At 34.4% G+C, this 25,289-nt stretch carries 21 protein-coding genes and 1 tRNA gene; 6 read left to right on the forward strand and 16 right to left on the reverse strand.

Features of this window, described 5'->3' with window-relative positions; genetic code table 11:
• Positions 1 to 31 precede the first annotated feature (31 nt).
• Positions 32 to 105, reverse strand: a tRNA-Arg gene (locus CAP47_RS04870).
• Positions 106 to 184: 79 nt separating this feature from the next.
• Here CAP47_RS04870 and CAP47_RS04875 point away from each other — a divergent pair.
• Entirely contained in the window at positions 185 to 697 is a 513-nt protein-coding gene (locus CAP47_RS04875) for an adenine phosphoribosyltransferase (RefSeq protein WP_100775633.1), read from the forward strand.
• Between the two features lie 54 nt (positions 698 to 751).
• Here the strand turns inward: CAP47_RS04875 and CAP47_RS04880 are convergent, their stop codons facing one another.
• Positions 752 to 5,269 (reverse strand): T9SS type B sorting domain-containing protein, encoded by a 4,518-nt coding sequence (locus CAP47_RS04880; protein ID WP_100775634.1) that lies wholly within the window; start codon positions 5,267 to 5,269, stop codon positions 752 to 754.
• Positions 5,270 to 5,441: 172 nt separating this feature from the next.
• On the opposite strand from CAP47_RS04880, the gene folE reads away from it, so the two are divergent.
• Genes folE through lgt form a run of 4 tightly spaced genes read left to right on the forward strand, consistent with a single transcriptional unit; the run spans position 5,442 to position 8,694 of the window.
• On the forward strand, positions 5,442 to 6,119 hold the full coding sequence (gene folE, locus CAP47_RS04885) for a GTP cyclohydrolase I FolE (RefSeq protein WP_093244468.1): 678 nt from the start codon (positions 5,442 to 5,444) through the stop codon (positions 6,117 to 6,119).
• A 9-nt stretch (positions 6,120 to 6,128) separates the two neighbouring features.
• The gene (gene cysS, locus CAP47_RS04890; protein ID WP_100775635.1) at positions 6,129 to 7,616 is read left to right on the forward strand and encodes a cysteine--tRNA ligase; all 1,488 of its coding nucleotides are present in this window, start codon (positions 6,129 to 6,131) and stop codon (positions 7,614 to 7,616) included.
• Positions 7,613 to 7,864, forward strand: coding sequence for a membrane protein insertion efficiency factor YidD (yidD, locus tag CAP47_RS04895; RefSeq protein WP_100775636.1), 252 nt, complete (start codon positions 7,613 to 7,615; stop codon positions 7,862 to 7,864). The genes cysS and yidD overlap by 4 nt, the downstream gene beginning before the upstream one ends.
• Positions 7,865 to 7,875: 11 nt before the next feature.
• Entirely contained in the window at positions 7,876 to 8,694 is an 819-nt protein-coding gene (gene lgt, locus CAP47_RS04900; RefSeq protein ID WP_192869943.1) for a prolipoprotein diacylglyceryl transferase, read from the forward strand.
• 368 nt (positions 8,695 to 9,062) lie between these two features.
• Here the strand turns inward: lgt and secDF are convergent, their stop codons facing one another.
• The 4 genes from secDF to gyrB all read right to left on the reverse strand — a co-directional run bounded on the left by secDF (position 9,063) and on the right by gyrB (position 16,180).
• Entirely contained in the window at positions 9,063 to 12,080 is a 3,018-nt protein-coding gene (secDF, locus tag CAP47_RS04905; RefSeq protein WP_100775637.1) for a protein translocase subunit SecDF, read from the reverse strand.
• Positions 12,081 to 12,259: 179 nt separating this feature from the next.
• On the reverse strand, positions 12,260 to 13,186 hold the full coding sequence (locus CAP47_RS04910; RefSeq protein ID WP_100775638.1) for a malate dehydrogenase: 927 nt from the start codon (positions 13,184 to 13,186) through the stop codon (positions 12,260 to 12,262).
• Between the two features lie 30 nt (positions 13,187 to 13,216).
• Complete coding sequence (locus CAP47_RS04915) at positions 13,217 to 14,227, reverse strand: DUF6588 family protein (RefSeq protein WP_100775639.1); 1,011 nt, start codon at positions 14,225 to 14,227, stop codon at positions 13,217 to 13,219.
• 12 nt (positions 14,228 to 14,239) lie between these two features.
• The gene (gyrB, locus tag CAP47_RS04920; protein ID WP_100775640.1) at positions 14,240 to 16,180 is read right to left on the reverse strand and encodes a DNA topoisomerase (ATP-hydrolyzing) subunit B; all 1,941 of its coding nucleotides are present in this window, start codon (positions 16,178 to 16,180) and stop codon (positions 14,240 to 14,242) included.
• 179 nt (positions 16,181 to 16,359) lie between these two features.
• Between gyrB and CAP47_RS04925 the strand changes: the two genes are divergently transcribed.
• Positions 16,360 to 16,899, forward strand: coding sequence for a DUF2911 domain-containing protein (locus CAP47_RS04925; protein WP_100775641.1), 540 nt, complete (start codon positions 16,360 to 16,362; stop codon positions 16,897 to 16,899).
• 66 nt (positions 16,900 to 16,965) lie between these two features.
• On the opposite strand, the gene CAP47_RS04930 is transcribed toward CAP47_RS04925, so the two are convergent.
• The 10 genes from CAP47_RS04930 to CAP47_RS04975 form a co-directional block, all read right to left on the reverse strand.
• On the reverse strand, positions 16,966 to 18,357 hold the full coding sequence (locus CAP47_RS04930) for a pyridoxal phosphate-dependent decarboxylase family protein (RefSeq protein ID WP_100775642.1): 1,392 nt from the start codon (positions 18,355 to 18,357) through the stop codon (positions 16,966 to 16,968).
• A 5-nt stretch (positions 18,358 to 18,362) separates the two neighbouring features.
• Positions 18,363 to 19,976: a bacillithiol biosynthesis cysteine-adding enzyme BshC gene (gene bshC / locus CAP47_RS04935; RefSeq protein WP_100775643.1), complete on the reverse strand. Its 1,614-nt coding sequence runs from the start codon at positions 19,974 to 19,976 to the stop codon at positions 18,363 to 18,365.
• Between the two features lie 70 nt (positions 19,977 to 20,046).
• Positions 20,047 to 21,348: a 30S ribosomal protein S12 methylthiotransferase RimO gene (gene rimO / locus CAP47_RS04940; RefSeq protein ID WP_093244458.1), complete on the reverse strand. Its 1,302-nt coding sequence runs from the start codon at positions 21,346 to 21,348 to the stop codon at positions 20,047 to 20,049.
• A gap of 4 nt (positions 21,349 to 21,352) precedes the next feature.
• Positions 21,353 to 21,655, reverse strand: coding sequence for a hypothetical protein (locus CAP47_RS04945; protein ID WP_100775644.1), 303 nt, complete (start codon positions 21,653 to 21,655; stop codon positions 21,353 to 21,355).
• Complete coding sequence (ftsY, locus tag CAP47_RS04950; RefSeq protein WP_100775645.1) at positions 21,655 to 22,614, reverse strand: signal recognition particle-docking protein FtsY; 960 nt, start codon at positions 22,612 to 22,614, stop codon at positions 21,655 to 21,657. Before ftsY ends, CAP47_RS04945 begins: the two co-directional genes overlap by 1 nt.
• Before the next feature lie 122 nt (positions 22,615 to 22,736).
• Entirely contained in the window at positions 22,737 to 22,886 is a 150-nt protein-coding gene (locus CAP47_RS04955; protein WP_093244455.1) for a DUF4295 domain-containing protein, read from the reverse strand.
• 7 nt (positions 22,887 to 22,893) lie between these two features.
• The gene (rpmG, locus tag CAP47_RS04960; protein ID WP_093244454.1) at positions 22,894 to 23,076 is read right to left on the reverse strand and encodes a 50S ribosomal protein L33; all 183 of its coding nucleotides are present in this window, start codon (positions 23,074 to 23,076) and stop codon (positions 22,894 to 22,896) included.
• 7 nt (positions 23,077 to 23,083) lie between these two features.
• Complete coding sequence (rpmB, locus tag CAP47_RS04965) at positions 23,084 to 23,323, reverse strand: 50S ribosomal protein L28 (protein ID WP_093244453.1); 240 nt, start codon at positions 23,321 to 23,323, stop codon at positions 23,084 to 23,086.
• A 104-nt stretch (positions 23,324 to 23,427) separates the two neighbouring features.
• Positions 23,428 to 24,669: a competence/damage-inducible protein A gene (locus tag CAP47_RS04970; protein ID WP_100775693.1), complete on the reverse strand. Its 1,242-nt coding sequence runs from the start codon at positions 24,667 to 24,669 to the stop codon at positions 23,428 to 23,430.
• 4 nt (positions 24,670 to 24,673) lie between these two features.
• Entirely contained in the window at positions 24,674 to 25,288 is a 615-nt protein-coding gene (locus CAP47_RS04975) for a fumarylacetoacetate hydrolase family protein (protein WP_100775646.1), read from the reverse strand.
• Position 25,289: the final 1 nt, after the last annotated feature.

Genomic DNA, 25,289 nt, shown 5'->3' on the forward strand with positions numbered 1-25,289 from the left:
CACTGAAAATCAGTGGTTTTGAATTTGAAAGTGACCACGGCAGGATTCAAACCTGCAACCTCCTGAGCCGTAATCAGGTGCGCTATTCAGTTGCGCCACGTGGCCAATAAAAACTAAGTATCTCTTAGCGGGTGCAAATATATTTCTTTTTATATTTATACCAAATTAAAAACGACATTTTATAATGAAACTTGAAAATTATATTCGTGATGTGGAAGATTTCCCTAAAAAAGGAATTCTATATAAAGATATTACGCCTCTTTTAAAATCTCATGAAGCGAGCTCAATGGCTTTAGACCTATTTATTGAAAAGTTAAAAAATCAAAAAATAGATAAGGTTGTTGGCATTGAATCACGTGGGTTTATGTTTGGTATCCTTTTAGCTCAAAGATTAAAGGTTGGGTTTATCCCCATTAGAAAGCCTGGCAAACTTCCAGCTGAAACGCTTCAATCTACTTACGATTTAGAATATGGGCAAGATACAATCGAAATCCATAAAGATGCGATTCAGCCAGGTGAAAAAATATTGTTACATGATGATGTCTTAGCAACTGGCGGAACTGCTGCTGCTGCCTGCAAACTTATTGAAGAATTGGATGGAAAAATTATTCAGATTAATTTTCTTTTAGAAATTGCTAGTTTAAATGGAGCTAAAAAAATTGACAAATATCCCAAGGTGAGTCTTCTTAATTATTAACAAAAAAAGCGCTTCTCATAACAGAAGCGCTTTTTTGCCTTTTACATTATTCAATTATCGTTTAAGGGTAAAGTGAGATTTAAATGTTTTAACCTGATCAGTTCTTGGCTCTTTATATTTAATAGTGAACCAATAATCGTTAGCAGGTAACAATTCTCCTTTATAAGTCCCATCCCACCCCTCATCAGTAGGTGTTGTTGTATAAATGTGTTTTCCATACCTATCGAAGATGTTGATTTCAGCATCTGCTTGATCAATACTTGTAATATTCCAAGTATCATTATAGCCGTCAGCATTTGGCGTGAAGAACTCAGGGAAATCAATTAAAGTAATTGACTTCTGCACCATGCCGCAGCCAAATTTATCTCTAACAATTACTGTGTGCTCACCTCCTATTAGATTATTAAAAATGAGTTGAGTTTGCCCTTCTTCTAAATCAAACCACTCACCATAATCAAGCTTCACCTCATAATCGCCCAAACCAATTAAGGTAAAAATAACGCCAATAGAATGTTCATTATTATGGAAGTTATCAGTTAATACTTCAAGGTCGAAATCAATTTGACCAGTTTCAAGAATTTCAGCTGATGATGTATTATCACATGCAATGTCAGATAATGCATTAGTCACAACAACGGTGTAAACGCCTGGCTGTTCAGCAATTATACTTGGTGATGTTTCACCAGCTAGAGTTGTTCCATCTAATTGCCACTCAAAGTCAAAATCAGTTGCTGACATTCCTGTATCGATTGTTGGAGGAGAGTTTTCTGTAATAACCAAATTTCCGTTTTCATCAATACAAACTGTTCTTCCATCAAAATTTGATATATCAACATTAGGCAGAACATTATCGATTTCAAAACTGACCATATCGGAACGACAGTTTGAACCATTATTAACAACCGCTGCATAAATCTGAGTTTGCCCTTGAGGTAAAGCGTAAGCTGAAGGGTCTTCAATTCTATTATTATTATTAAAGGCATCAATAGAATTATAGTATACTACTTCATCTACTCCATCAGCATTAATGAATGCATCTTGCTGTGTTAAATCAATTTCAGAATCTCCTAAATCATAATTAACACAAACTTCAAGAATTGGTGGAACTGATGCAACAGGTTGAGGTGTTATGAATAATTGTAATGGAGCTGTTTCTGAACAATTTAAATCATTTTGACTCACAACTTCAACAGTAATAATTTGTTCTGTAGAGGTTTCAAACTCTGTCGGATTTCCAATTAAATCCATATTTGCATCATAATAATTAACCTCATAATTATCAAGTGTTTGATTGTTTCCTAAAACCTCATCTTGTCTCAATGTAAGGTCGTAAACAGCAACACCAGACACGGGATCAATACAAGCTTCAAGCGGATTAGGATCTAATGCCTCAACATCATTAATAATTAGAGCAAATGAGCCAACATTATAACAGTTACTATTTGTTGCATCTTCAATTCTAAAGTAAATATCTTGTTCAGCATTACTTGGAGAAAAGTTATTTTTATCTAGACCTTGGTCAGTGATTGAATTTGTCGGAGTTTCTGCTTCATTTTCGGTTAAGTAATATGTAAAGTTATAAGTTCCTGACTGTAAACCTATAATTTCAACTTCATTTTGAGTTAAATCAAAAGTTTGAGATGAAATAAAGTCACCACATTGCGTTAAGTCATTTACATTTTCAATATTAGGAGTCTGGTTGACAATCTCAAAACTCTTCAAATCAGAAATACAAGAAGAATTATCATTTTTTATAGCAACGTATAGCGTTTGACTTCCATCTGCATCAGGTGTAAACTCATATGCATCAGCTGGATTAATTGGGTTATTATCATCAAAATCTGCTTCACTCAAATAATAGCTAACCGACACCGCCATATTTGTACTATTATTATTAAAACTAGAATCATAATTCGTCAAGTTAATAATTGAACCTTCACAAGATTCAATAACAACATCGTTTGAAGTAATCGTTGGCTCTAAGCTAACATTAAAAGAAAAACTTGCGACTGCATCACAATCAGGGTAGTCGTTATTATGTACTGTAATCCAAATTGTATTTGGACCTAAATGACTATTTGTGTCAATTGTATAATTTAAAGGATCATCAATAATTGCATCAGGAAAATTCAAAGGGTCTTTATGAAAATAAGTAACCGTATAATCTGACGGATTTTGGCCATTAAGTGCGTTTGAAGTGTTGTTACCTTCATCTGTTAAATCAATAGTTTCTGTTGAGTTTTCATTAATACAGATATCTTCAGCCACATAACCAGAAGGATTAATGTCAACATCATACTCATATATAACGAATGAAGCAATATTTGTACAACTCGTATTAACTTGATTTGAAAGTTCTACGAAAATTTCATGTACATCTGCGTTTGCTAATGAGTAATTTTCAGGATCTGTGATTTCATCAGTCAGATCGCCAGTTGTTGAATCATATGAACCATAATAAGTTGCATCAAAACCTGTTAAATTATTAAATCCTCCGATGCCTGTTAAATCATAAGTGGGATCATTATAATTACACAATATAATATCTTCAGGATTATCAGTATCAATCTCATCTAGGTAACTTACCTCAACTGATTCTTCAAGAAGACAATTTCCGCCTTCTACAATTACTGAATATATACCAGACTCTGATACGTTTAAATATCTTGATTCTGGATCTGTATCAGGAATTTCTACACCGTCTTTGTACCAAGTATAATAAACTGGGACACTGTTATTTTCAGTAGTATTGATTTCTAACAACAAACCTTCACCATCACAAGGATAAAAAGTGTCTTCAGCGAATTCAATTTCAATGTCACTTTCATAAAGAACATCGATTCTATCTGTAATTGTTGTGACATTACTACAACCATCATCATAAGTGACTTCAGCTGTAAAATAGGTGGTTTCAGTTACTGTTGGACTAAAACTTTCAGAGTCACTCACAACAAAACCATTTTCATCATACCATATGAAGCTTGTAATACTGTTTCCTCCATCGGGCACAAAACGCCATGCTTCTTCCTGCGCACTCCATGGTGTTTCAGGTCCAGCATTTCGACCTGGAGGAACAAATGCTTCATCACCTGTTTTATTTTGAATTCCTACAATTGAACTCCCGTTATTAAAACTACATTCGTCTTTATTTTTGATGTAAACCTCAATCACGTTAGTTGTTTGATACAAAATAATTTGTGAAGTTTGGTGCTGAGTACTACAACTAAATTGAGGAGTATTATAAATATTGAAAACAAAACGGTCGCTCTTTCCATCTTCGCTTTCTATAAATCCATAGTTAATTGATTGGTCTGCAGGATTATTAGGAGAACCTGGATGCAAATCTTGAAGAACACCAAAAATAGAGTTAATATAGGGAGGTCCTGTACCCTGAGAATCATAAGGTATATCATTGTTAAAACTGTAACCCGCTTGGCCACCAGCGGTATAGCGACCATCTGGCAAAACACCAGCAATATCAAAACTGACCGCTCCATTATCGGTAATGATTATATCATCATAGCAATTTCCAAAAAAGTTAACTTCATAAGCTAATTGAAAAGCTTGAGACCAATCATCATCAGTATTCAGCTCATCAAAAACCTCAGAATCTGAAGGATAACACGCATTAAAGATGTAAGGAGTATTAGAAGGGAATTCATCCGAAATATCAATCACCTCGTAAGAAGTTGCATTTTTTACATCCATATAAGTGGCAGATAAATCAACCGTCATTGGTGTACCTGGCTCTTCACACAAACGTATATCATCACCAGCATCTAAATTTACAGAACCTGGGCTGTTATTTGGATTTAAAACTACTCTAACTGTTATCTCAAAATCATCTCGAGGGCAATTATAACCATCTTCTAAAACTAAAGAAATATCAAAATTACAGAGTTCTGAATATCTATAAGTCACCTCTGCTCCAGAACCTGTATCTCCGTTAGCAAAATCCCAATTATATTGAGCGTTGACTTGTGCGGTGTTGTCTTGAAATTGTGAGTTTGTTTCAATCGTAAAATCTTCATTATAATAAACCAAATAGTCAATTCCAGGATAGTTCGGGTCATTTTGAACATTAACTCCTCCAGAAAAACTAATGAGTTCCGGTGCATCAGTAATACACTGAGGCCGCGTACCAATAATTGCCTTCCAGCCTGTAAAAATCGGATTTTCATCTAGTGATGAAAATTCGAATGTTAGACAGCCTGATAGATTACTGTCAGTGCCTGAATAAATTTGATTCAAGTTAGGTATATCTCCTGTATTAGAAAAATCATATAGCAAATCTGCTGAAGTATCGGTACCATCATAAATTTTCAAATGCGCATCTCCAATTTGAAACTCCTCTATAAATTCAATAGTTGTGTACAAATCACCATCTGGGCAAATGGTATAAACAAAGTTTCCAGATTGTATACCAGAATCAGGCGGCCCGGGTTCATAAAAAAAACCAGAGTTTGTAGTTACAGTTTCTCCGTCTTCCATGTAAAAATCTTGAGCAAATGACTCAGAAAAACTGAAAATGAAAAAAAGTATAAAGATGTTAAAATATGTATTAAATTTCATTTTAAATATATTTTATGGGGTATAAATATTAACAATTATTTAGATTTTCGAGCGAAATATAATAAATAAAAGTGAAAGAATGGTTAATCTTTTTTGATTAAAACAACTTATTAGGAATCATTCGAAATTGAAGCGTAAAAAAATTATCTTTGCAGCCTTATATGACATAATAATGAGTGATAATAAAAATACAGAATTCAACGATAATATAGGTGATAATCATGTTGCCACATGCACAGAAAACCCTTTAAAGCCTGATGCTTTTGCGATAAGTGATGACAAGAAAATTGAACTTATCCAAGATGATGTCAAAAAAATTCTTGATACTTTAGGAATGGATTTAAACGACGACAGCTTGAAAGGCACTCCTAAACGTGTTGCTAAAATGTTTGTTAATGAAATTTTTTCTGGTTTAAATCCTAAAAACAAACCAAAAGCCTCTACTTTTGAAAACAATTACCAATATGGTGAGATGTTAGTTGAAAAAAACATTACAGTTTACTCTACTTGCGAACATCATTTGCTTCCTATTATTGGTCGAGCGCATGTGGCTTATATTTCTTCTGGTCGCGTGATCGGTTTATCTAAAATGAATCGTATTGTTAATTACTTTGCTAAAAGACCGCAAGTACAAGAGCGTTTGACAATGCAAATTGTAAAAGAAATGCAAGAAGCACTTCAAACGGAAGATGTTGCATGTGTTATTGATGCAAAACACCTTTGTGTTAATAGCAGAGGTATTAGTGACATTGAAAGCAGTACAGTGACTAGTGAATACGGCGGAAAATTTAAAGACAAGCTTGTTAAAAAAGAATTCTTAGATTACATCAAATTAGACACCAAATTTTAAAGCTTTAAAATGAAAAGATACGAAACTCAAGAATTGAAAATCTACAATTCAATTAAAGGTGAAAAAGAAGTTTTCAAACCTATAAATGACGGCATGGTCGGGATGTATGTTTGTGGCCCAACGGTTTACAACAACGTCCATTTAGGAAATTGTAGAACTTTCATTTCATTCGATCTCGTTTTTCGTTATCTCAAGCATTTAGGCTACAAAATTAGATACGTCAGAAACATTACAGATGCAGGACATTTAGAAAATGACGCTGAAGAAGGTGAAGACAGAATTGCCAAAAAAGCAAGACTTGAAGAGCTTGAGCCAATGGAAATTGTTCAGAAGTATACCATTGACTTTCATGATATTTTGAGTCTATTTAACAATATCCCACCTAGCATTGAGCCAACTGCGACTGGACATATCGTTGAGCAAATAGAAATTATTAAAAAAATTATTGATAATGGATTAGCTTATGAAGCCAATGGGAATGTTTATTTTGATGTTTTAAAATATAATGAAAACAATCATTATGGCATTTTAAGTGGTCGAAAAATCGAAGACCTTATCGCAAACACTCGCTCATTAGCTGGACAAGAAGAAAAGAAAAATCCTCAAGACTTTGCTTTATGGAAGCGCGCAGAACCTCAACACATTATGCGCTGGCCTTCTCCTTGGGGCGTTGGTTTCCCGGGTTGGCATATCGAATGTACTGTTATGAGTAGCAAGTATTTAGGTGATTCATTTGATATTCATGGTGGTGGTATGGATTTAAAATTCCCACATCATGAATGCGAAATTGCTCAAGGAAAAGCAGCTAGTGGTAAAGATCCAGTAAATTACTGGATGCACGCAAACATGTTGACTTTGAATGGTAAAAAAATGGCCAAAAGTACTGGAAATAATATTTTACCTCGTGAACTCTTTACAGGTGAAAATACCAATTTATCTAAAGCTTACGCGCCATCTGTTGCGAGATTCTTTATGCTTCAAGCAAATTACAGAAGTATTTTAGATTTTTCTGATGAAGCATTACAAGCTGCTGAAAAAGGCTTTCATCGATTGATGAATGCGTATCAAGATATCGAATTATTAGAGTCAAGCGCATCATCATCTTTTGATGTTAAGCAATGGAAACAATCTTGCTATGATGCAATGAACGACGATTTCAATAGTCCTGTGTTAATCGCACAATTATTTGAAGCTGTTAAATTCATCAACTCAGTTAAAGCTGAAAAAGCAAAAATCACTGAAGCTGATAAAGCTTTAATAAAAGATACATTGTCAGATTTTATATTTGATGTTCTTGGTCTTGAAGAGGTTGAAAAAACTCAGGATGATGGATCAGGAAAAGTAGATAGTCTCGTTTCTATCTTAATTAAAATTAGAAATAAAGCTAGAGCAGATAAAGATTTTAAAACGGCTGACACCGTTAGAGATCAATTGATTGAAATGGGTATTGAACTTAAAGATGGTAAAGACAGAACAGCATACAGTATCAAATCATGAAAATTCTGAAGGCTTTTATCAAATTTTTACTCAAGTTTTTAATTAAAGGCTATCAATTAATCATATCTCCACTTTTAGGTCAAAATTGTAGATTCCAACCCACGTGTTCACATTATGCAAAAGAAGCTATTGAAAAGCACGGTATCCGTCGTGGTTTACAGTTAGCCATTCATCGTATTTCAAAATGTCATCCATGGGGAAGCTCTGGTTTTGATCCTGTTCCTGAAAATAAAAATAATTTAAAATAATAATTTAAAATATGATGTTACACGCAATTACTTGGGATCCTTCATTAGGAATTGAACTTGGCTTCATCACAATACGTTATTACAGTCTCATGTTTCTTGTAGCTTTTGTTTCTGGATGGTACATCATGAAATATGTTTTTAATAAAGAGAATATTGATGAAAAAAAATTAGACAGTTTATTTATTTATACTGTTATAGCAACACTTTTAGGAGCACGATTAGGTCATGTCATTTTTTATCAAAGTGAGTTGATATTTGAAGACCCACTCTCTATATTTTTACCTTTTCAATTTGTTCCAGAAATAAGGTTTACTGGCTTTCAAGGTTTAGCGAGTCACGGTGCGACAATTGGGATTGCAATAGCCATGTATTTATACAGCAAGAAGGTTTTACATAAAAAGATCACTTGGATTTTAGATCGCGTCATTTTACCCATTTCTTTTGGTGCGATTTTTATTAGAATCGGAAACTTCTTGAATTCAGAAATTGTAGGAGAACCAACTCAATCGGATTACGGAGTTATTTTTACACAATTAGGAGAAACTTTCCCTAGACATCCAGCTCAACTTTATGAAGCTGTTTCATATTTGATTTTATTTATCATTTTATGGTTTTTATATAATAAAACAAAGGTTAAAAATATCAGTGGATTCCTCTTTGGAGTTTTCTTTACTTTGCTATGGACAATCAGGTTTTTTGTTGAATTCATCAAAGAACCACAAGTCCCAGAACGTGCTGATTGGCTTCTTAACACAGGACAACTCTTGAGTTTACCAATGCTCATAATTGGTTTAATTATCATCTTTATATCTTATAAAAAGAAAGCTTAGAGTACTACTTTATTTTATAAAGACACAACAGGCATGGTTACTCAATTGCTCTAAAGCAACTGATTTATTGCTATATACATGAATACTATAAAACTTTATTAAGTCTTGCTATTGAAAGCTTAAGGCTTATCTGAAGTAGGCTAAGTAACTTTCATGAGTTTATATATTATATGATGAAGTTTTAAAGCAAAAATCAACCTATTGATAATTATAAAGTAAGGCTTTCTTCTCTTACAAATAAATCGCTCGTGCTCATCATCAATTATATAGGTTGAGATGAAAGTCTTATCATTTAATTAAATTTAGAACATAAAAAAGCCTGATTTCTTAAATCGAAATCAGGCTTTTTAAAATTTATTTGAAGGTGATTAACTCACTGTTTGAGTTGACTCTTCCTCTTCTTCGTTACTTTTACTAGAATCTGTTAAATCGATTCCTTTCTTTTTGACTGTGTCAAACATAATAGGCGTCGCAATAAATACTGACGAGTATGTCCCGACGATAACACCAATAATCAAGGCAAACATAAAGCCTCTGATACTGTCTCCACCAAAAATGAAAATTGCTAACAGAACAACAAGTGTTGTTAAAGACGTATTCACCGTACGACTAACTGTGCTACTGACTGAAGAGTCAATCAGTTTACGCATAGGCCAACTTGTATGCTCATTAAAGTATTCACGTACTCTGTCAAATACAACAACTGTATCATTCAGTGAATAACCAATAACGGTCAAGATTGCTGCAATAAATGCCTGATCAATTTCTAAGCTAAACGGTAAAACACCATATAATAATGAAAACAGACCAAGAACAATAATAACATCGTGCGTAACTGCAACAACTGCACCTAAACTAAACTGCCATTTTCTAAATCTAATTAAGATATAAAGGAAAACAACAAATAAAGATCCAAATATAGCATAGAAAGAAGCCGTTTTAATATCATCAGCAATAGTAGGACCAACCTTAACGGCAGACATCACTCCTAATTTAGCTTCAGCGTCAGCTGTGTTTTCTACACTAAATTGAGCATAGGTTAGGTCAGCTGGCAAATACTCTTTTAAAGAGCTATAAAGTTTCTCTTGAATTTCTTTGTCAATCGCATCACCTTCTTCATTAATTCTATAATTCGTTGTGATTTTCAGTTGGCTATCGGCACCGTAAGTTTTAGCTTCGATACTTTCAAAAGTTTCCAATAAGTGATTTTCAACCTCAGTAGGATTAACGCCTTGATCAAATCTGACAGTGTAAGTTCTACCTCCGATAAAGTCAACACCTTCGTTTAATCCTTTTGTTGCCAAAGAACCAATACTCACAATTAAAGCGATTGCTGAAATGATGTAAGCAACTTTTCTTTTAGACAAGAATTTAATATCGACATTTTGAAAGAAATTCTTTGTAACTCCAGTCGAGAAGGCTAAAGATTTTCCATTTTTACCATAACCATCAATCAATAAACGTGTGATGAAGATTGCCGTAAACAATGAAGTTAAGATACCTATTAATAAAGTTGTCGCAAAACCTTTAACTGGTCCAGTTCCAAATGTCAATAAGATAATACCTGTCAACCCAGTGGTAACGTTTGCATCTAAAATAGAAGATAATGCATTTTTGAAACCATCTTTTATCGCATCAGCTTGTGCTTTTCCTTTATAAAGCTCTTCTCTGATACGCTCAAAAATAAGAACGTTTGCATCAACAGACATACCAATTGTCAGAACAATACCTGCAATACCTGGTAAAGTCAATGTGGCTCCTAAGCCAGATAAGACACCAAAAATTAAAAGAATATTAAGGATCAATGCAACATCAGCGTAAAGTCCTGCTTTACCGTAGTAGAAAATCATCCATAAAAGGACAAGAACTAAAGCAATCATAAATGAATTGATACCACTATCAATCGCTTCCTGACCCAATGAAGGTCCAACAATTTCACTTTGCACAATGTCAGCTGAAGCAGGTAATTTACCAGCTCTTAAAACATTTGCTAAATCTTGCGCTTCTTGAATTGTAAAGTCTCCTGTAATCTCACTTCGACCTCCAGAGATTGCTCCTGAAGAAACACCCGGCGCTGAATAAACAACATTATCAAGAACAATTGCAATTTGAGTTCCTTGAGCAGATGCACGACCTGTCATGTCTTCCCAAATTTTAGCACCTCTTGCATTCATCTGCATACTCACTGCAACACTTCCAACTTGGTTGTAAGTTTGTTGAGCATCAGTAATAACTGAACCGCTTAATTGTGGTTCATTATTTCTATTATTAATCAATGCATAAAGGTCAATAAACTCGCTATTTTTAGCAGGCTTACCCCACGCAAATTGTAAAAATTTCTTATCAGAAGGCAAAGCGCTTTTGACTTTTGGCATTGCCAAGTATTCATTCACTTTAGCCGTATCTTTCACAGCAAATGTTGCAACAACAGGACCTTCTTGAGCTCCTAAGTTTGCGACTAAGCTTAATAAAGGATTTGATTTAGAGAAATCTGTTGAATCTTCAGATGAAGATAAAAGTTCTTCTAAATCTTCTTCATCAGTTTCGGTAGCTTCTGCTTCTTCTTTTAAAGCCTCAGTATCTTTTAATGATTCTGAAACAATCTGATCAGCTGTCATGATGTATTGCTGAACTTCTCCAGCCTTGTAAACATCCCAAAATTCTAACTGAGCGGTACTTTGTAATAAAGTTTTTATTCTAGAAATATCTTTTGCACCTGGCAATTCAACAAGAATACGACCAGAATCACCTAATCTTTGAATATTAGGTTGAGCAACACCAAATTTATCAATACGCTCTCTTAAAACCTCAAAAGCAGATGTAATACTTTCATTGATTTTACGTCTGACAATAGGCTTAACCTCATTATTAGTCATTTCAAAATTGACCTCATCAGCTAAAGCTTTTGTCCCAAAAACATCAGGAGAAGCAAGTTTAGCACCTTCTATCTTATCAAACTCTTCAAAGAAAAGCTCAAGATAGTTATCTTGACTATTACTTCTTCTATCACCAGCATTAGAAAGCGCTTCATTAAATTTAGGATCTTTTGAATCATTTGAAAGTCCTCTTAATAAATCTGGAACAGAAATTTGTAAGATAACATTTATCCCTCCTTTTAAATCTAAGCCTTTGTTGAGTTCTTTCTGTTGTGCAGTTTCGTAAGTAACACCAGCAAATACAGGTTCTTTAGCGACAGAATCTAGATAATTCTTAACTTCAAGATCTCTTTTTACAGCATAATTTTCAACTGATTCAGGAATTTTGTTTTGTGCAAATTCTTCTGCTTTACTTTCAACATTGCCTGCAATAAAAGTGAATGAAAGTTGGTAAATACTTACCAATCCAAACAGTATCGCAAACAATTTTATTAATCCTTTGTTTTGCATTATTTATAAATATTAGTGTACTTGTATTAAAATCGGACAAATATAGGGTTTCAATAGAGAAATGACAATTATTTTTTTAAAGATAATTTAAGAAATTCAAAACGTGATTTTTTGAGTTTTTCTCTAAAATAAAAAGACCCGAATCCTCAATGAATTCGGGTCTTAAACTCTATTTGTTTTTAAAGTTCAAGAAGTTCATTTGTTTTCTTAACAGCTTCTGCACTTTCTTTTAACTTATTTTTCTCTGCATCATTAAGGTCAAGTTCAACGATTTTTTCGATACCATCTTTACCTAAAATAACTGGCACACCGATACAAAGATCATTTAATCCATACTCACCCTCTAAATATGTAGAGCAAGGAAACATTTTCTTTTGATCACATGCGATGGATTGAACTAAAGCTGATACAGCAGCGCCAGGCGCATACCAAGCACTTGTTCCTAACATTTTTGTCAATGTTGCACCTCCAACTTTCGTATCTTCAGAGACTTTCTCCAAACGCGCATTATCTAGATATTCAGTAACTCTTACACTGTTTCTAGTTGCAAGGCTTGTCAACGGAACCATACCTTTATCACTATGTCCGCCAATAACCATTCCTTGTACATCAGAAGAAGGGCAATCTAAAGCCTCAGCAAGTCTGTATTGAAAACGCGCGCTATCTAAAGCTCCTCCCATACCTATAATTCTATTCTTAGGTAAATTGATTGTTTTATGCGCTAAATAGGTCAATGTATCCATTGGATTACTCACAACAATTAAAGTAACATCAGGAGATTGTTCAACAATTTTTGTAGCGACTTCTTTAACGATTCCTGCATTAATACCGATAAGCTCTTCTCTGCTCATCCCTGGTTTGCGAGGAATTCCGCTCGTAATAACAGCGATATCACTATTTGCAGTTTTCGAATAATCATTTGTAGAACCAACGATTTTCGTATCAAATTTATTTAATGATGCAGTTTGCATCAAATCCATTGCTTTTCCTTCTGCATAATCTTCTTTGATATCTAAAATAACAACTTCAGATGCAAAATTTTTAATTGCAATATACTCGGCACAACTAGCACCAACTGCTCCTGCTCCTACGACTGTAACTTTCATATTATAATTGTTTTTATGTTATGTTAATATTTAATTTCCAAAACTTAGTCCAACACTTAAAGTATTAAAGTCTTGAACACTATATGCGGCATTTAATCTTACAAAACCTAATTTCAATCTTGCACCAACTAAAGCTTTAAAACTATTGACATTTGATTTTACTGAAAAAGGATCTTTAAACCTACCTAAATCTTGTATATCCTGAATCCCTTCATTAAACTCATAAGTTCCCTTCATGGCAGTTGTCGCTTTCCCTGAAACGTAACCAATACTTCCATAAAAATTAATGATCGGCAGCTTAGTTGAAACAATAGCCGCATAATGCCACGAGTTGATGTCAGCGTCAATTAATTGATCATCATAATCAATAAAAATCGGACTTACCTTAGTGAGGTTATAAGTCCCTTTCAATCTTGTATAACCTATAAAACCTGAAATGCCAACAGGTAAATGCTTCATAAAAGGCACCCACTCTGTAAATTCATGTTGTATGCCAAAGCCGTATAAACTTGCCTCAACATCAGATGTTTTAATTTCTGGAAGAAATCGAATTTTAGCTTCAAAATGATAAGGTAAACCCATGCTAAACTGTGCATAAGCGCCTGGCATAAAGTCAATATTTTCTGAAGATAAACCTTGAGGTAGCTCAAAATTGACGAGACCGTTAGTTCCATCTACTAAAACGCTAATATCAGTTTCGTTAGCTCCTAAAGCTGAAGCAACTTGAAGAGATTGAGCACCAGAAGCAAAACTGATGTTATTATAATCACTGGTATTCATCGTAAAACTTCGACTTTCGTCACTTGTAAATGACATATTACCGGCTATAGTAATTTCGAATTGAAAAAGTGATTTTACTTCACCTGAAGTGTACCAATTGTTACTCATATTATTAATCACAGCATCAGTTGCCGGTGAGAAATAACCTTGAGCGAATGTCTGGGCATCTTCGATACCAGCAGACATAAACTCAACTAATTCATCTTGCGCTTTAGCTTTTACACTGAAAAAAATTAAAAATAATAAAACATAGACTCTCATAAATGGTGGATTTTACGCATCAATGTTCGCGTAAATCGCATTTTTCTCAATAAATTCACGACGAGGCGGCACCTCATCACCCATTAACATAGAAAATACACGATCGGCCTCTCCTGAGTTGTCAACAGTCACTTGTCGTAAAATACGATGCTCCGGATTCATGGTTGTATCCCAAAGCTGTTCTGCGTTCATCTCACCAAGACCTTTGTAGCGCTGGACACTGACACTGGTTTTGTATTCTTGAACAATTTCGTTCCTTTCTTTCTCGCTCCACGCATATCGTTTTCTATTTCCTTTTTTAATTAAGTAAAGCGGTGGCGTTGCAATGTAAATATGCCCTGCTTCAATTAATTCTTTCATGTATCTATAGAAAAATGTCAAAATAAGTGTTGCAATATGGCTACCATCCACATCGGCATCACACATGATGACAACTTTATGATATCTTAATTTTGATAAATTTAATGCTTTTGAGTCTTCCTCCGTTCCGACGGTGACACCTAAAGCTGTGTAAATATTTTTGATTTCTTCGTTTTCAAAAACACGGTGTTGCATCGCTTTTTCAACATTTAATATTTTACCTCTTAATGGTAAAATCGCTTGAAATTCACGATCACGACCTTGTTTTGCAGTTCCACCCGCCGAGTCTCCCTCGACAAGAAAAACTTCACACTTCTCAGGATCTTGCTCAGAACAATCTGATAATTTACCTGGCAAACCACCACCGCTCATCACGGTTTTTCTCTGCACCATTTCACGCGCTTTCTTAGCGGCATGACGTGCTTGTGCAGCTAAAATCACTTTCTGAACAATTATTTTTGCATCATTCGGATTTTCCTCCAAATAGATTTCTAACATTTCTGAAACCGACTGAGATACTGCTGAAGAAACTTCTCTGTTTCCTAATTTAGTTTTCGTCTGTCCTTCAAACTGAGGGTTGGCAACCTTAACAGAGACGATTGCTGTCAAACCTTCTCTAAAATCATCACCTGCAACTTCAAATTTTAACTTATCAAGTAAACCAGATGAATCAGCGTACTTTTTTAAAGTTGACGTTAAGCCTCTTCTAAAACCTGATAAATGCGTTCCTCCTTCATGAGTGTTGATATTATTTACGTAAGAGTGTAAGTTTTCAGCATAAGAATTGTTGTAAATCATGGCGACTTCAACAGGAATATCATTCTTTTCGCCTTCCATAGAAATCACATCTCCGATGAGTGGCTCTCTTGTTTCATCCAGAAATCGGATAAATTCTTTCAAGCCTTCTTCAGAATAAAACTCTTCTCTTAAAGATTCACCATTTTCGTCTTTTTGACGATGATCAGTAATACTGATTTTTATACCTTTATTTAAGTAAGCTAATTCTCTTAAACGGCTCGCTAGTGTTTCAAACTTATACTCTACACTATCTTGAAAAATTTCAGGATCTGGCAAAAAGGTCACTTCTGTTCCGTAAAGCTCAGTTTCTTCTGTAGGCTTTACAGGATAAAGTGGTTTCCCTTGCTTATATTCTTGCTCCCAAATTTGTCCATTTTTAAAAACTCTAACATGCGTATGTATAGAAAGAGCGTTAACAACAGAAACACCAACACCGTGCAAACCACCAGAAACTTTATATGAATCTTTATCGAATTTACCTCCAGCACCAATTTTAGTCATCACCACCTCTAATGCTGAGACGCCTTCTTTTTTATGTAAATCTATAGGAATACCACGTCCGTTATCATTTGTGGTAATTGAGCCATTTTCATTAATAATTACATCGATTTTATCACAATGGCCTGCCATCGCTTCATCAATCGAGTTATCTACTACTTCATAAACCAAGTGATGCAAACCTCTATTTCCGACGTCACCAATGTACATCGATGGTCTCATCCTCACATGTTCCATGCCTTCCAAAGCCTGAATACTATCCGCAGAGTAATTATGCTTCTTAATTTCTTCGCTCATAATTTATTTTTAAAATCACTCACAAATATAAGCAAACTGAACGTCACTTATTAACTTTAGTTGACCTAAATCTCAAATTAATCTAACTTAAAAATTTAACCTTACCATCGATTTAGTTTTTAACAATAAATCAAGCCTAAGTTTTATTATTTTCTATTAAACTTGTAAAAAATACGACAATGAAAAAAAGCATTTTCCTTATATTATTCACTTTTGGCATCAGCAGCCTAAGCTTTGCTCAAGATTTCTCAGACCTAGATAAAAGTCCTATGGATGCCGTCATTGTTAGAAATAAAGACAACTCGCCTTTGGTAAGAATTATTTATTCTAGACCTCAAAAAAGAGGACGAAAAATTTTCGGTAACTTAGTTCCTTATGATGAAATATGGCGAACTGGCGCAAATGAGGCCACGGAAATAACTTTCTATGACAATGTTAATTTTGGAGAAAAACATATTATGGCTGGCACATATAGTTTGTTTACGATTCCGGGAAAAGAAAAATGGACGATTATCATTAATGAGATGACCAATGCTTGGGGCGCTTACAACTACGAAAAAGCCAAAGATGTGGTTCGTGTAAAAACTAAAGCTAATCAAACTGCTGCAACTGTCGAAAAATTCTCAATTACTTTCAGGCCGCACAGCGAAGGCGCTCACATGCTAATGGGTTGGGATGACACTTACCTAGAAATCCCTATCACCAATAAAGATTTATAATAAAAAAAGCTCAAAACATTTCCGTTTTGAGCTTTTTCAATTTTATATGACTAAACAAAGATTCTGCTATTCAATCATTGTTTTTAAAATATCTTCAATATCTTTTTCTGTTGTATCAGGGTTGATAAAGCAGAATCTTGCACAAGTTTCATTTTCCTCATTGGTAATCCACTTAGTAGGAGTTACCAAAGCAAAACCTTCGCTATGGTTTTTATAAGTCCAATCACGATAATCTTCAGCTGTCCAACCTATTCTTCTGAATAAAACACAAGATAAACCTGGCTCTCTTATCAATTCTACATGCGGCTGTTGTTTGATTTGTTTTGCAGCATTGTTTGCCAAACTTAAACCTCGCTCAATAGCTTGCGTGTATTTTTCCGTACCGTGCATGGCTAAAGAAAACCACAACGGCAACCCTCTTAAACGACGTGTTAATTGAATTTGATAATCTGAAGGATTAAAACCTTGCGCACCTTCATCTTTAAAAATATCTAAATAAGCACCTTTTTGAGAATGCGCATTTCTTGCCAATTCCATATTTTTATAGATAATCGCACCACAATCATAAGGTGAGAACATCCATTTATGTGGATCAATCGTTACAGAATCAGCTCTTTCAATCCCATCAAATAAATGACGTACTGATGGCGCTGCTAAAGCTGCACCTCCATAAGCTGCATCAACGTGAAACCATAAATTTTCACGGTCACAAATGTCTGCAATACCTGACAAATCATCAATTATTCCAGCATTAGTTGTGCCTCCAGTTGAAATAACAGCAAAAAGTCTTTTTCTATCAAATTCACTGAGTTCAGAAATACATTTATCTAAATATTCTCCTGTAAGTCTATGCTCATTATCATCATCAATTGTAATAATATCTGCATCAATCACCTTTGCCATTGACTTAACTGATGAGTGTGCACCTTTAGAAGTTATCATCAAGGCTTTTAAACCTTGATTATTTTCATCTAAATCCCTCCAATATTCACGCGCAGCAATCATTGCAGAAAGATTTGCGGAAGTTCCTCCACTCGTAAAAACACCAAAAGAATCCTCTGGCATATCTGTTAGAGACACAATCCATTTCATCGCTTGGTTTTCACAGAATATACCGCCGCCGCCTGTCATCCAGTATGCACCGTGAATACTTGCTGCAGATGTGACTAAATCAAATAAAATTGCAGCTCTTGTTGGCGCCGCAGGAACAAATGCCAAGTGTCGCGGATGATCTACTGGAACTGCCGCTTTGACAAGTGTATCTCTAAAAAGTTCGAATGCTTTCTCTCCACCAATACCTTCTTTAGTTATCGTTTCACCTACTAACTTTAATAAATCTTGTTCTTTTTTTGGCTTCCCTAACTCTGGCGATGTATTTGAAATACGGTTAATTGCATATTTCATAATATCTAAAGTCATTTCAACCGTTTCTAGGTCGATGGAGTGCATACTTTTCATATAATTTAGTTTTGAGTCTTATAAACATTCAGGCGAATACAAGCGAATTCCCCTGAAAGTGGTTTTAAATTTTCTTTTAATATATCGATAAAGTCTGGTCCACAATCTGCATAAACCTCACTAAAATTCAAGCTTCTTTCTTGCAAACCTTCATCAGGAAACAAAAGATCTTGCATTAATAAAACACGATTCACTTCATCTTTTAACTTTCTTTTCTGTGCTTTTAGCAGACGTTTTTCTAAATATTTCAGTCCATTGATTTGTTTCTGTTCTTGAGCAGCAACTGCACCTTCAAAAGATTGGTCTGTGCGATGAGCAAGTTGATGCAAATCCGAAAACTGATCTTTTAAATGTACGATTTGTTGACTAAAATCTATTTTAATGTCAGTAACTTGATAAGTTCTTTTATCAGCCAATTGATTTGGTGGCAGAAATAAATCTGACAAATTGAGATCTAAGTTTTTCATCTTTTTCTCCGTTTTATCAGAATAAAGCATCACTGAATTACGAAGTAATAATATTGGAAAGGGAATGTTTTGTGAATCAAAATAAGATTTAAGCTGCAACCAATAAGCCAACTCTCCACCTCCACCGATATAACAAATATTCGGCAAAATCTTTTCTTGGTAAAGTGGTCGCATGATGACATTTGGAGAAAAACGCTCTGGATGATTTTCCAGTTCTTCTAAAAATTCATCTTTTGAGAAACGCAGATCTGTATCAACAAGTTGAAAGCAACTCTCCTCTTCTACAATTCTTAAACGTTGATTTTCTTTTAAATAAAAAAGATTGATTTCTCGCGGATTGACTTGCAACTTATAGCCTTTATCTGCTAATCTTTCAGATTGCTCTTCAACACATATGGAAGCTTTTTGTTGTAACAAATCAGTTTTCATTTCATCAACAAACAAACGTTTCAAACTTGATTTTTGAGGCTCGATAACAACCAAACCATAAGATTGAAACAATTGATTGACGAGATAAAATGTCGCTTCAGATAAAGTAGAATGTTCTAAATAGGCTTTCTTAAAAAGTTGAACTAAATCTTGTCCACGTTTTGAATTTCCAAAAACTACTTCCAGTTCAGGAATTAAATCTTCAAGTGTTTCTGTATTAAACTCTCCAACAGCACCAGTTTGATCAGAATTCCATTGGATTTTTTTTCTTTTAAAGTTGAAAAAATTGATTTCATCAAAATCATGATCTTCTGAAGCCATCCAATATATAGGAACAAAATTCTTATCAGGATATTTTTCATTCATTTCTTCTGCTAAATTCAGCGTAGAAATGATTTTATAAATAAAATAAAGCGGTCCTGTAAATAAGTTTAACTGATGACCTGTCGTTATCGTGAATGTATTTTCAAAAGATAGAGCTTCAATGTTATCTCTAGTTTTCTGAGAAGTTTCAGCATAAGCGTATTGACTTTTTAAAGCATCAACAAGCACTTCTCGCGATGCCTTTAAATATGACTTTCCTTTTTGAATGGCTTGCTTTTCAAGATTTTCATAAGAGGGAAAATTTGAAATAAATTCTTTAAAGCTCTCGCTTTGCTCTACATAATCGTAGACAAGTTCTGAAAAATGTTGCGTCTCACGATATTTAAAACAGTCAATCATAGAAACAGATTTACTACAAAAATAAAACACCTATTCAAGAAGCTTACAAATTAAAAGTTAATTCATTTTTTTAAACAGGTTCACCATAAAGATCAAAATCTTCAGCTTCGGTAATTTTCACCATTGCAAAGTCACCGACCTTTAAGTAATGATCTTTTGCATCTACACGAACTTCGTTATCAACATCAGGCGAATCGAACTCTGTACGACCGACGAAGTAATTTCCTTCTTTTCTATCAAAGATACATTTGAAGGTTTGTCCAATTTTTTCTTGATTGAGTTCCCATGAAATTTGAGATTGAATTTCCATAATTTCATTAGCACGTTGCATCTTGACATCTTCAGGAACATCATCTTGTAAATTATAAGCATGCGTATTTTCTTCATGAGAATAAGTAAAACATCCTAAACGTTCAAATCTCATTTCTTTAACCCAAGCTTTCATCTCTTCAAAATCTTCTTCGGTTTCTCCCGGATAACCAACAATTAGAGTTGTTCGAATTGCCATACCTGGGACAACTTCTCTAAATTTATGAAGTAATTTATTCGTTTTTTCTTTAGTTGTTCCACGACGCATAGATTTTAACAATTTTGTAGAACTATGCTGTAACGGAATATCAATATAATTACAAACTTTAGGTTCATCTCTTATCACATCAAGCACATCAACTGGGAAACCTGTAGGAAATGCGTAATGTAAACGAATCCAATCAATACCTTCAACCTCAGCCAGTGCTTTAAGAAGTTCTGCTAAATTTCTTTTTTTATAAAGATCTAAGCCGTAATAAGTTAAATCTTGCGCAATAAGTATCAATTCCTTGACACCGTTTGCAGCTAATTTTTCAGTTTCCTGAACTAGTTCTTCAATAGGTTTTGATTTGTGACCACCACGCATCAATGGGATTGCACAAAAAGAACAAGGTCTGTCACAACCTTCTGCAATTTTTAAGAAAGCATAGTTTTTAGGTGTTGTTGTCATACGCTCACCAATTAACTCGTGCTTATAATCTGCACCTAAAGCCTTCAATAAAGCTGGCAAGTCCGTTGTTCCAAAATATTGATCAACGTTTGGAATCTCTTTTTCTAAATCAGGCTTATATCTTTCAGATAAACAACCTGTTACAAAAACTTTCTCAACCTCACCTGCTTCTTTTTGCTGAACAAAATCTAAAATTGTATTGATTGATTGCTCTTTAGCATTGTCAATAAAACCACAAGTATTGATGACGACAACATCACCTTCTTGCTCATGAGCAACATCTTTTTGATTAGCCTTAAGCTGCCCCATCAAAACTTCTGAATCGTAAACATTTTTGCTACAACCCAAAGTGACAACATTGATTTTATTTTTTTTGATCGATTTTGTTCGCATAAATTTATGAATTCAAATATGAATGAAGCCAGTGCACAGCTTCAGTTTCGTAATAACGCACAGCCGATATCACAACAATACTTATAATGACAAAAAGCCAGTTAACTTTTTTTATTTTCAGTAAATACCAAGCAGCTAAACCTGTTAGCGCAATTGGTAAGCAAATTATTAAATTCGGGAGTACCCAAGCACCTTGAAAAATGATCACAATCTTCATCGCTACAAAAAATAAGGCATAAAAAACGGTAATTTTAGCGACTGTCAACTTTGTGCGTTCAGCGCTAAATGGTTTGGGTTGGTTTTCCATTAAGCTTTATTAAAAAAAGAATCAACAAACTCAAATTTATTGAAGATTTGTAAATCATCAACACCTTCACCAACACCGATATATTTCACAGGAACTTTAAATTGGTCACTAATCCCGATCACAACGCCACCTTTGGCAGTTCCGTCCAGTTTTGTGACGGCAAGAGAAGTGACTTCAGTCGCAGCAGTAAATTGTTTTGCTTGTTCAAAAGCATTTTGACCAGTTGAACCATCTAAGACCAAGAGAACTTCATTCGGGACATTATCTGTCACCTTTTGCATAACGCGTTTAATTTTAGTCAATTCATTCATTAAATTGACTTTATTGTGCAAACGGCCAGCTGTGTCTAACAACACAACATCAGCGTCTTGCTTAATTGCGCTTTGCACAGTGTCAAAAGCAACAGAAGCTGGATCGCTTCCCATCTTTTGTTTGACAATGGGCACATCAACTCTATCAGCCCAAATTTGAAGCTGATCAATGGCTGCAGCACGAAAAGTATCGCCAGCACCCAACACAACTTTTTTACCTTTGTTTTTGAACTGTTGTGCTAATTTACCAATCGTTGTCGTCTTTCCAACACCGTTAACGCCTACCACCATAATGACATAAGGCTTGATACCGTCAGGAATATGGAGAGATTCATAATTCCCATGTTCTTGCTCACTTAATAAACCAGCAATTTCTTCACGCAAAATCTGATTCAACTCATCAGTGCCCATATACTTATCTTTAGAAACGCGCTCTTCGATTCTATCGATAATTTTGATTGTTGTGGCAACACCAACATCACTAGAAATGAGGACTTCCTCCAAATCATCTAAAACCTCATCATCAACTTTAGACTTACCAGCAACGGCTTTGGTTAGTTTACCGAAAAAGCTCGATTTAGATTTTTCTAAACCTTCATCAAGTTTTTCTTTTTTATCCTTTGAAAAAATTTTTTTAAAAAAGCTCATATCTCAAAAATTAAGCAAAATTCAAAAATGATATTTGCGTGATCGAGTTGCAAATATAGTTAAAAAGAAAAAGCCGTCACTAGAATGTAACGGCTTAAAAATATTGTATTGAGTCGAACTTACTATTTCTTAAAATAGTTATTCACATCTTCAGGAGCCATGATTCTCTCCTCAAATGCATAAGCACCACTTTTTGACGATTTTACCATTTTAATGGCTTTCGTTAAACGTTTGCTTCCTGTTTGAATTGTCGCTACCGATTTCTTTGCCATAACTTAATTATTTAATTTCTTTATGAGTAGTCATTTTCTTCATGATAGGGTTAAATTTCTTTAACTCTATACGGTCTGGAGTATTTCTCTTATTCTTGGTTGTGATATAACGAGACGTTCCTGGTAAACCAGAATCTTTATGCTCAGTACATTCTAATATCACTTGAACTCTATTTCCTTTCTTTGCCATAACTTAATTATTTTTTCAAGAAACCTTTTGCTCTAGCCTCTTTTAAAACAGCTGAAATTCCTTTCTTATTAATTGTCTTTAACGCTGACGTTGAAACCTTCAAAGTAATCCACTTATCTTCCTCAGGAATATAAAAACGCTTCTTGATTAAATTAACGCTAAATTTTCTTTTCGTTCTATTTAAAGCGTGAGAAACATTATTTCCCGTCATCGCTCTTTTACCTGTAAGTTCACAAACTCTAGACATTATTCTTATTTTTAAGTGTTATTTAAAACAGGATGCAAATTAAATACTTTTTTGCGTAATAGCCAAGCAGATAAGTAAACTATATTTAAAAAATATCAGTTTTTTTATTCAATAGCATCGTATATCAGCTCTAAAGCTTTATTGACAGCCTTTTCGGTGACACGCTCACGATTTTTACCAAAATTAAATTCGTGAACCTTTGTTTCTGAGTCAGTTGAAATAGCAATAAAAACTGTACCAATTTCTGCATCGCTATCTCCTTTGGTTGGGCCAGCATTTCCTGTTGTCGCAATTGCATAATCTGCCTTAAACATCATTTTAACGCGCTCTGCCATTTCTTTGGTGATTTCTGCACTCACAACTGAATACTGAGAGATCAGTTCTTCAGAAATTCCTAAAACATCATTTTTTGCTGATGTTGCATAACTGACAACTGCACCTTTAAAGTAATTCGATGCGCCAGGGTTTTCTGTAAATTTGGCAGCCAACCTTCCTCCTGTACAACTTTCTGCGGTTACCAAAGTTTTGTTTTTCAAACGACAGAATTCAGCTATTCTTTCTTCAACACTCGCTTCTTCTTCATAGCCTTTAATAATGTCTCCGATAATACGATGAAGCTTTTCAACTTCGTTATTGAGCGCGTCTTTTAACTGCTGCTCATCATTTCCTCTCGCGCTTAATCGCAAGCGAACACGTCCTAAACTTGGTAGATAAGCAAGCTTGATAAAATCCGGTAAATTAATTTCCCAATCTTGTAATTTATCGGCAATTGCACTTTCACCTAAACCATAAGTCAATACAGTTTTGTGTAAAATATAAGGTGTTTCAAAACGATCTTGCAAGCGCGGAATAGCTTCATTGACGAAAATAGACTTCATCTCGTAAGGCACGCCTGGCATGGATATGAATATAACGTCATCTTCTTCAAACCACATACCTGCTGCAGTTCCAAATTCGTTTTTTAAAGTGATAGATTTTGACGGTAAGTAAGCTTGATTTCTGTTGGCTTCTAAAATAGGTGAATCAATAAATTTTTTAAATAAACTTTCGATGTGCGTCAAAACATTTTGACTTAAAACAAGTTCATCTTTAAAAAACTCACACAATGTATGCTTTGTAATATCATCATTTGTCGGACCTAAACCCCCTGTCATAATAACGATATCAGCACGCTTCTTAGCAGCTATTAACGTATCGAGAATATGTTGCTTTTCATCCTGAATCGATGTGATTTGATAAATGTCAATTCCGATTTTATTGAGTTGCTTCGCTAAAAAAGCAGAGTTGGTATCAATAATTTGACCGATTAAAATCTCATCACCAATCGTAATTATTTCAGCTTTCATCATCTTATTTAATGTTCAAATTTATCAGTTCTTTATTTTCAATTTTTGCAATCAATTTATCATCAGGCTTAACTTGTCCAACACCTTTTGGTGTTCCTGTAAAAATGATATCACCAATTTTTAAAGTGAAATATTGCGACACGTATGAAATGATTTCATCAATTTTCCAAAGCATTTGCGACGAATTTCCTTGCTGAACAATTTCATTATTTTTCTCTAAAGTGAAATTAATATCATTTAAATTTTCAAAATCACTCACTGAAAGCCATTGATTTGACACCACGGCAGCACCATCAAATGATTTTGCTTTTTCCCAAGGCAAACCTTTTTCTTTCAGTTCACTTTGCAAATCACGCGCTGTAAAATCTAATCCAATTCCAATTTGATCATAATATTTATGTGCAAATTTTGGCTGAATATGCTTTCCTAACCTATTGATGCGCACAAGTAATTCAACTTCGTGATGCACATCTTCAGAAAATTCAGGGATAACAAAAGGTTGTTTTTTAGAAAGCAAAGCTGAATCAGGCTTCATAAAAACGACTGGTTCAGTTGGCTTTTCATTTTTCAACTCAGCCGCATGATCTGCATAATTTCGGCCAATACAAATTATTTTCATC

This window comes from Psychroflexus sp. S27 (assembly GCF_002810405.1).
In the GTDB taxonomy this organism is placed as follows: Bacteria; Bacteroidota; Bacteroidia; order Flavobacteriales; family Flavobacteriaceae; genus Psychroflexus; species Psychroflexus halocasei_A.